9 protein-coding genes are annotated in these 8334 nt (G+C 70.4%); 1 reads left to right on the plus strand and 8 read right to left on the minus strand.

Features of this window, described 5'->3' with window-relative positions:
- The 4 genes from IP69_RS10970 to cbiE form a co-directional block, all read right to left on the minus strand.
- Complete coding sequence (locus IP69_RS10970; protein ID WP_054142863.1) at positions 1–1320, minus strand: cobyrinate a,c-diamide synthase; 1320 nt, start codon at positions 1318–1320, stop codon at positions 1–3.
- Positions 1321–1489: 169 nt separating this feature from the next.
- Entirely contained in the window at positions 1490–2254 is a 765-nt protein-coding gene (gene cobM, locus IP69_RS10975) for a precorrin-4 C(11)-methyltransferase (RefSeq protein ID WP_054142864.1), read from the minus strand.
- 178 nt (positions 2255–2432) lie between these two features.
- Positions 2433–2822, minus strand: a complete 390-nt coding sequence (locus IP69_RS10980) for a cobalamin biosynthesis protein (RefSeq protein WP_054142865.1) — start codon at positions 2820–2822, stop codon at positions 2433–2435.
- Positions 2823–3015: 193 nt separating this feature from the next.
- Entirely contained in the window at positions 3016–4272 is a 1257-nt protein-coding gene (cbiE, locus tag IP69_RS10985) for a precorrin-6y C5,15-methyltransferase (decarboxylating) subunit CbiE (RefSeq protein WP_156323403.1), read from the minus strand.
- Between cbiE and IP69_RS10990 the strand changes: the two genes are divergently transcribed.
- Entirely contained in the window at positions 4271–5035 is a 765-nt protein-coding gene (locus IP69_RS10990) for a cobalt-precorrin-6A reductase (protein ID WP_054142866.1), read from the plus strand. The two genes, cbiE and IP69_RS10990, sit on opposite strands and share 2 nt — an antisense overlap.
- Here IP69_RS10990 and cobJ read toward each other — a convergent pair.
- The 4 genes from cobJ to IP69_RS11010 all read right to left on the minus strand — a co-directional run.
- The gene (gene cobJ / locus IP69_RS10995) at positions 4978–5784 is read right to left on the minus strand and encodes a precorrin-3B C(17)-methyltransferase (RefSeq protein ID WP_082359224.1); all 807 of its coding nucleotides are present in this window, start codon (positions 5782–5784) and stop codon (positions 4978–4980) included. The two genes, IP69_RS10990 and cobJ, sit on opposite strands and share 58 nt — an antisense overlap.
- A 170-nt stretch (positions 5785–5954) precedes the next feature.
- A complete protein-coding gene (locus IP69_RS11000) occupies positions 5955–6698 on the minus strand; it encodes a precorrin-2 C(20)-methyltransferase (RefSeq protein WP_054142868.1) in 744 nt (247 codons plus the stop codon).
- 4 nt (positions 6699–6702) lie between these two features.
- A complete protein-coding gene (locus tag IP69_RS11005) occupies positions 6703–7335 on the minus strand; it encodes a precorrin-8X methylmutase (protein ID WP_054142869.1) in 633 nt (210 codons plus the stop codon).
- Positions 7332–8334 (minus strand): hypothetical protein (locus IP69_RS11010; RefSeq protein ID WP_210165946.1); only part of this gene is annotated, 1003 nt, incomplete at its 5' end. The genes IP69_RS11010 and IP69_RS11005, both read right to left, overlap by 4 nt.

An 8334-nucleotide genomic window follows, 5' to 3' on the forward strand; every position in this document is an offset into this window, starting at 1 on the left:
TCACCCCGCCATCGCGATCGCATGGAAGAAAGAGCCGGTGACATGGCCGCGCTGGCTGCCGGCGGGCGCGGGCGCCGAGCCATGCGGGTCGGTCACCATCGCCAGCGGCGGGTCCTCGCCCTGGGTGACGATCGTCGCATAGTGGAATTCATGGCCGGTCAGCGCGCTTCCAGCCCGCCCGAGCGGCCCACCGGCTTCCAGAATCGCGCGGCGATAGCCGAGGGTCATCTTTCGCTTGGCAAAGGAGGTCTCGACCGAGAGCAGCCCCGCCATGGCATGCGAAACGCCCTCGGCATCGATCAGCGCGCGCCCCAGCACCATGTAGCCGCCGCATTCGCCATGCACCGGCCGGCTCTGCGCAAAATGGCGCAGCCCCGCCAGGAACCGCGTCGCCCCGGCGATCCGGCCGGCATGCAACTCGGGATAGCCGCCGGGCAGCCAGCAGGCGTCACAATCGTCCGGCGGCGGCTCGTCCGCCAGCGGCGAGAACGGCACGAGCTCCGCGCCCGCCGCCCGCCAGCCCGCCTCGACATGCGGATAGACGAAGCTGAAGGCGGCATCCCGCGCGATCGCGATGCGCCGGCCGGGAGCAGACAGGGATGGAGCCGCCAGTGGCGAAGCCGGCAAAATAGTCGCCTGCGCCACCGCCAGCAGCGCGTCGAGATCGACCACCGCCGCCACCGCGTCGGCCAGCGCCTCGAGCCGTGCCTCGAGATCGGCGGTTTCGCCCGCCTGCACCAGCCCGAGATGGCGCTCGGGCAGGATCAGGCTGGCCTCGCGCGGCAGCGCGCCGAGAACGAGTAGGTCGATCTTTTCCATCCCCTGCGCCACCAGCCGGCGATGGCGTTCGCTGGCGACCTTGTTGAGGATGACGCCAGCGATGGTGATGCGCGGATCGTAAAGCTTGCAGCCGAGCGCGATCGCCGCCGCCGACTGCGCCTGGCCGGAAACGTCGATCACCAGCACGATCGGCCAGCCCAGCAGGGCCGCGATGTCGGCGCTCGCGCCGGTGTGGCCGTCGGGCCCCGGCACGGCATCGAACAGCCCCATCGAGCCCTCCGCGATGACGAGGTCGGCGCCATCGGCCGCATCGCCGGCGATCGCGCGCAGCAGGCCGTCTTGCATGGCGAAGGAATCGAGATTGGCGCTCGGCGCACCGGTCGCGGCGGCATGGAAGGCCGGGTCGATATAGTCGGGCCCGCATTTCAGCCCGCGCACCACGAGCCCGCGCCGGGTCATCGCCCGCTGCAGCCCGAGCGTGATCGTGGTCTTGCCCGAGCCGGAACGCGGCGCGGCGATGATCAGGCCGGGCGCGGTCATGGGCAGCCTCCGGAAGCGCCGACCTGTTCCCTTCCCCTCGCTTGCGGTGGGGAAGGGTTAGGGATGGGGGGGCGTGCAGGATGGGCCTTGGCCGTTGAGCCAAGCGGAACCCCCCACCATCCCGGCCCTCCCCACCGCAAGCGGGGGGAGGGAGAAGATGCCGCCACCCTCATACCCCGCCTCCCGGCCGGAACCGGCGATCATAGCCGGCCGAATACAGGGCGCTCTCGCCGAAATCCTCGGCCGCCAGCGCCGGGCCGACGAGGATCAGTGCGGTCCGCTCCAGCCCGGATTCGCTCACCTGCGCCGCGATCGTCGCCAGTGTACCGCGCAGCACGCGCTCATCGGGCCAGGAGGCGCGGAATACGACCGCGACGGGGCATTCTGCCCCATAAGACGGCGAAAGCTCCGCTACGACCTGCTCGATCACATGGATCGAGAGATGGATCGCCAGCGTCGCGCCCGAGGCGGCGAAGGTCGCCAGCCGCTCGCGCTCCGGCATGGCGGACGCCCGCCCCGAAGTCCGCGTCAGCACCAGCGATTGCGCCAGACCCGGCAAAGTCAACTCGCGCTTCAGCGCGGCTGCGGCGGCGGCAAAGGCCGGCACGCCCGGCGTCACGCTGTAGGGGATGGCGAGCGCATCGAGCCGGCGCATCTGCTCGCCAGCGGCGCTCCAGATCGAGAGGTCCCCCGAATGCAATCGCGCGACGTCCTGCCCTGCGTCATGGGCGGCTTTTATCTCCGCGATGATCGCGTCGAGATCGAGCGGGGCGGTATCGACGATGCGGGCGCCCGGCGGGCACCAGTCGAGCATCGCCCTGGGGATCAGCGAGCCCGCATAGAGGCAGACTGGGCAGGCCGCGATCAGGTCGCGCCCACGCAGGGTAATGAGATCGGGCGCGCCGGGGCCGGCGCCGATGAAATGGATGGTCATGGCGTCGCCGGCATGGGTAGCAATAAATCTGTCTTTCCGGGGCAGGCCGTAGGCCTGAACCCGGAACCCACGACGGGGTGAGGACTGAGCCAACGCAACGCTGAAGGGCGGATCCCGGTCGTGGGTTCCGGGTCCTTCGCTTCGCGAAGCCCCGGAAAGACAAGGGTGGTCGCGTCCCTCACGATACACTCCGCGCCAGCGCGCAGGTGACGCGGGCGGTGGCGATGCGCGGCTGGATCAGCACCCCGCCCGGCCCGGCAGCGGCGAGCGCGGCGGCTTCGGCGACCGAGCCGACGCCGTAGAGCGAGGCGATCCGCGTCGAGCGCGTGGCGCAGGCTGCCTCGAAACCCTTCAGCGCCTCGTCTGGCACGGCGACGAGTTCGGCCTGGCGGCTGGCTGCGGCGGCGTTCAGCCCGGGCTCCCCCATCCGGCTCGACAATGTCGCGAGACGCGGCGTGCTCTCGCCGGACAGCCCGGCGATCGCCAGCGCCTCGTCGAGGCAGGCGAGGATATCGGCTTCGCTGGTGGCCGCGCGCAGGCCCAGCCCGGCGACGAGGCGGCCGGTCATGGCTCAGACCTCGGTGACACCCTCACCGTCATTCCGGGCAAGCGAAGCGCAGACCCGGAATCCATCCTAGGGCACCGACTGCACTCTAGGATGGATTCCGGAGCGGCGCCGCGGAGCCTGTCCTTGGGCCGGCCAAAGGGCGGACCCGAGGGCGGCTTGTCCGGAATGACGGCGTGGGTGGGGGAGGGCGGTCTCACGGCTTCTCGACCCGCCACTGCGTCACTGGCATGGCCGGCCGCCAGCCATGGAGCCCGCCGACGGGGACGAGCCGGTCGATCGCGATGCGCCGCAGCGAGCCGCCATGCAGCGCATGCAGCGCCGCGAGCCGCGCCTCGCCCTCCAGGGTGACGACGTTCGCCACGAGGCGTCCGCCTGGTTTGAGCGCTGCCCAGGCACCCTCGAACAGCCCCGCGACGGTCAAGCCGCCGCCGATGAAGACGGCATCGGGCTCAGGCTGGCCGCCATAACTGGCCGGAGCTTGGCCTGTCACCGTGACCGAAAGCCCGCCGAGTTCCAGGCTGTTGCGGGTGATCCGCTCGATGCGCTCCGCCTTGGACTCAAAAGCGATGGCAGCGTTGCGCGGATGGCGCTGGCACCATTCGACGCTGATCGAGCCCGAACCGGCGCCGACATCCCAGAGGAGTTCGCCCGCGCGCGGAGCGAGAGCGGAGATCGTGATCGCGCGGACCTCCGCTTTGGTGATCTGCCCGTCATGGGCGAACCACGCCTCGTCGAGCCCCGGCGTCAGCGGCAGCACGCGCGAGTCGTGCCCGGCTTCGACCGTAACCGCGATCATGTTGAGCGGCACGACGTCGTCGAAGGCGAAGGCGTCGGCACGGGTTTCGCGCACCCGCTCCAACGGGCCGCCCAGCGATTCCAGTACGGTGATGCGGCTCGTCCCCATGCCCCGCGCGCTCAGGAGTTCGGCGATCGCGCGCGGCGTCGTCTCGTCCCAGGACAAGGCAAGGATGCGGGCGCCCGGCTGCAGATGCGGCACGATCCGGTAGAGCGTGCGGCCATGCAGCGAGACCAGCGCGCATTCCTCCTGCGGCCAGCGCATCCGCGTGCAGGCCATGGCGAAGGAGGAGATTTGCGGAATGATCCGCATCTCCGACGCCGGGATCGCCTTGGTGAGGCCTGCGCCGATGCCGTAATGGAACGGATCGCTGGTCGCGAGCACGCAGACCTTGCGGCCGCGCTCGGCCAGGATCGCCGGCAGGGCGTTGCGGAAGGGCTGCGGCCAGGTCCGCGCCTCGCCGGGCACAGCGCCGATCAGCGCGATATGGCGCTCGCCGCCGAAGACGATCTCGGCCTCGTCGAGCGCGGCCAGTGCCTCGGGCGAGAGCCCGGCGCGACCATCCTCGCCGAGCCCGACCAGAGCGAGCCAGGGCGCGGCCGGCGTTTCGCCGCGGCTCGACAGCCCATCGTTTTCAAGCGTAACTAGCGGCATGACCGTGCTCATTCTTGGTGGAACCACTGAAGCGGCGGCGCTCGACCAGCATCTGGCCGAGCAGGCTCCCGATATCCGGGCCATCATCTCGCTTGCCGGTCATACAGTCGATCCCCGCCCGTCGAACCTGCCGGTTCGCGTCGGCGGCTTTGGCGGCATCGAGGGCCTCAGGCAGTATCTGCGCGACGAGAACATCATCGCCGTCATCGACGCCACGCATCCCTTCGCGGCGATCATGCCTTTCAACGCCGAGCATGCCTGCAAGGCGGAGGGCGTGCCCATGCTTGCGATCCGCCGTGAGCCCTGGCACGCGGAAGCCGGCGACCGCTGGCAAAATGTGCCGGATATGGAAGCCGCTGCCGAGGCGCTGGGCCCCGAGCCGCGCCGCGTCTTCCTGACGATCGGCCGGCTCGACCTGCCGGTCTTCGCGGATGCGCCGCAGCATCATTATCTCGTCCGCGCCATCGAGCCGATCGGCGACCGCCTGCCCGTGCCCCATGTCGAGGTCATCCAGCAGCGCGGGCCCTTTCGCGTGGAGGACGAGGAGGCGCTGATGCGCGAAAGAGGCATCGAGGTTCTCGTCAGCAAGAATTCCGGCGGCGATGCGACGGCAGCCAAGCTCGTTGCGGCGCGCCGTCTCGGCCTTCCCGTGATCATGGTCGAGCGTCCGCCCAAGCCCGATGTCGAGACCGTCGCCCATGTCCATCAGGTCCTGCCCTGGCTGGTGGCGGAGGGGCTCTTCGTCACCGAACGCGGCGTGTAGACCCAAGGCGCAGCTTCGCCCGGGCGCGGGATCAGCTTTGTGCTCGATGCCCCGATGGTGACCAGCGTCGCCATGTCGGCGCTCGCGGCGGCCTCGAGAGCCTCTGCCAGCGTCAGAATACGCAGGTTCTCGTCGGGCCTCCCCACGGCGCGGGCGAAGATCACCGGCGTCTGCGCCTCGCGATGGCGGGTAGCCAGTTCCAGCGCCGCACGCAACTGCCAGGGCCGCGCCTTCGAGATCGGGTTGTAGAGGCAGATCACGAAATCGGCCTTCAGCACCGCCTCGAGCCTTGCGGTCACCACCTCCCAGGGCTTGAGATTGTCCGAGAGCGAGATCGCGCAGAAATCCCCGCCGAGCGGCGCGCCGGCCCTGGCCGCCGAAGCCAGCATGGCGGTGATCCCCGGCTCGACCGTGATCGGCAGCGACAACCAGGCCGGATCGCCCGCTTCCAGGGCCTCGAACACGGCGGCCGCCATGGCAAACACGCCGGGATCACCGCCGGAGACGACCGCGACATTGCGCCCTTCGGCCGCCAGCCGCAGCGCATGGCCGGCGCGGTCGATCTCGACGCGGTTGTCGGAGGCGTGTTTGGTCTGGCCGTCGCGCTCGGGGATGCGGTCGAGATAGGGGCCGTAGCCGATGAGATCGGTGGCAGCATCGATCGCGGCCTGAGCTGCCGGCGTCAGCCAATGCGCCTCGCCGGGGCCGAGGCCCACGACGGTGAGGGAGCCAGAGCCTGCCTCAGCCATTTCCTTCACCTTCTCCATCTCCGCGCCGTCATCCCGGGCGGAGCGAAGCGAAGACCCGGGATCCATGCCGGAACCTTCTCCGGAGGCGTTCCGGAATGGATCCCGCATCGGCGCGGCTGCGCCGCTTGTCCGGGATGACGGCGGAGGGGTGGGGCCGAGGCCACGTTCGTTCACAGCCGCCGCCCCTCACCGGGAACCAGCACCATCGAGAAATAGGGCGCCTCGTCGTCGCCCTTGTCGGCGAGCCTCGCCACGACCTGCCCGGCCATCGTCGCCCGCTCGACATAGATCGCCCGGGCGATCAGCCCTGTTGCCATCAGCGCCCGGCGCACTTTCGGCAGGTTGCGGCCAAGCTTCATGATGATGGCGGCATCGGTATCGGCGAGCCGCCGGACCAACTCGGCCTCGGGCAGCGTGCCCGGCAGCACGGTCAGGATGTCGTCGCCCCAGGTGATCGGCGCGTCGGCCCGCGTCCAGGCGCCGGCCATGCCGGTGACACCCGGCACCACCTCGGTCGGGAAGCGCGGCGAGAGCCTGCGCCACAGATGCATGAAGGAGCCGTAGAAGAACGGGTCGCCGTCGCAGAGCACCGCGACCGTCCGGCCGGCCTCCATCTCGGCGGCCAGCAGCGCGGCGGACTCGTCGTAGAACTGCGCGATCGGGCCGCTATAGGCCTCGTCATCGACCGGCACCTCGATTGTCACCGGAAAGGCGAGCTCGATCTCGCGGGCGGCATCGGGCGCAACCACGGCATCGGCGGTGATGCGGGCATTCCCGCGCCGGCCGCGCTTGCAGAAATGCACCAGCCGGTCGGCGCTGAGGATGATGTCGCGGGCGCGCACGGTCATGTAGTCGGGGTCGCCGGGGCCCAGGCCGACGCCGAACAGCAGAGTTGTCGCCGGTTCAAGGCTCACCGGCTCACTCCTTCTCTTGCGCGAGCGCGTTGACGGCAGCTGCCGCCATCGCCGAGCCGCCGCGCCGTCCGTGCACGACGAGGAAGGGCACGCCCTCATGCTGCGTCAGCGCCTGCTTCGATTCCGCCGCGCCGACGAAGCCGACAGGGATGCCGATCACGGCGGCAGGCTTTGGCGCACCGGCATCGAGCATTTCCAGCAGCCGGAACAGCGCGGTCGGGGCATTGCCGATGACGACGAGTGCGCCGGCCAGATGCGGCCGCCACAGCTCCATGGCGGCAGCCGAGCGCGTCGTGCCCATCTCGGCGGCGAGCGGCGCGGTGCGCGGATCATCCAGCGTGCAGATCACCGGATTGCGCGCCGGCAGCCGCGATGGCGTGACCCCATTGGCGACCATCTTCGCGTCGCACAGGATCGGCGCGCCCGCCTTCAGCGCGGCCTCGGCGGCATCAGCGAAATCCGGGGACATCTCCACGTCCGTCGGCAGGTCGGTCATGCCGCAGGCATGGATCATCCGCACCACGACATGGGCGGCGCGGCCGGCAAAGCGCGACAGATCGGCCTCCGCCCGGATGATCGCGAAGGAGCGCTCATAGATCGCGCTCCCGTCGCGGATATAGTCGTAGGTCGCCGTCACAATGCTGGTCCTGAAAGCCCGCCCGCTGCGATCAGGCGGGTGTGGATGTCGTGTCCGGGCTGCAATCGCGTCAGCAGGTCGGAAAGGTCAAGGGTGCCGACGGCGCTGTCCCGCGCAGTGCCGCCGATGACGACGCGATAACGCCCGGCCTGCCCGACCAGCGTCAGATCGCTGGCACCGGGCCGCGCGCAGGATTTGACGCAAGCAGAGACATGCAGTGTCAGGCCAGTCGCAAGCAGCGGTGCGAGCGTCCTGGCGAGCGTCGCCGCATCCGCCATGGCCGGGACCTCGCCGCGTTGGCAGGCGGGCGCGCCGGCGCAGGCCTGTACCGACAGACGCGGATCGTCGTCACGCGTGATCAGGCCATCCGTCGCCGCGCCTGCGAGCAGGGTCATGCCCGCCGCCTCGGACAGCCCGCGGAAGGCGATCCCGCGCCAGGGCGAAAGGCGGATCTCAGGGCAACCGAGCGTTTCGGCTGTCCGCGCGAGACGGTCGAGCGTCGCCGCATCGGCCCGTCCGAAGGGCAGCCCGACCAGCGCGGCATGGCTGTCACCGAGCGCAAACAGCCCGGCCCGCCGGGGCTCAGGGCGCGCTGCCGGCGCCTCGGCCACGGGAAGGTCGCAGAGCGCCGCCAGCTCGCCGACCGCGAGATCGCTCATGCGGCGGATGGTGTTGGGCGCCTGCGCCCGCTTCGCGGCGAAGCGCGACATGGCCTGTGCGACGGCGGCCCCCACCTCAGGGACGGCGAGGGGGCCGAACCAGAGCCGGTCGGCCAGCGCGATCACCACACGCCCCGGCGCGGTCGCGACGATGCGGAGATCGCCCACGACGGCTTCGAGCGACGATTTACCGCCGCCATCGACGACGATGGAGAATTTCGCCGGCAGCCCGGTGATGGCCCGCCCGCGCGTCTCGATTTCGGCCGCGAGGGACAAAGCGTCGATCAGGTCGCCACCGTGACTCCCTCCCCCCGCTTGCGGTGGGGAGGGCTGGGGTGGG

This window comes from Allobosea sp. AAP35, from assembly GCF_001295925.1.
Taxonomy (GTDB): Bacteria; Pseudomonadota; Alphaproteobacteria; order Rhizobiales; family Beijerinckiaceae; genus Allobosea.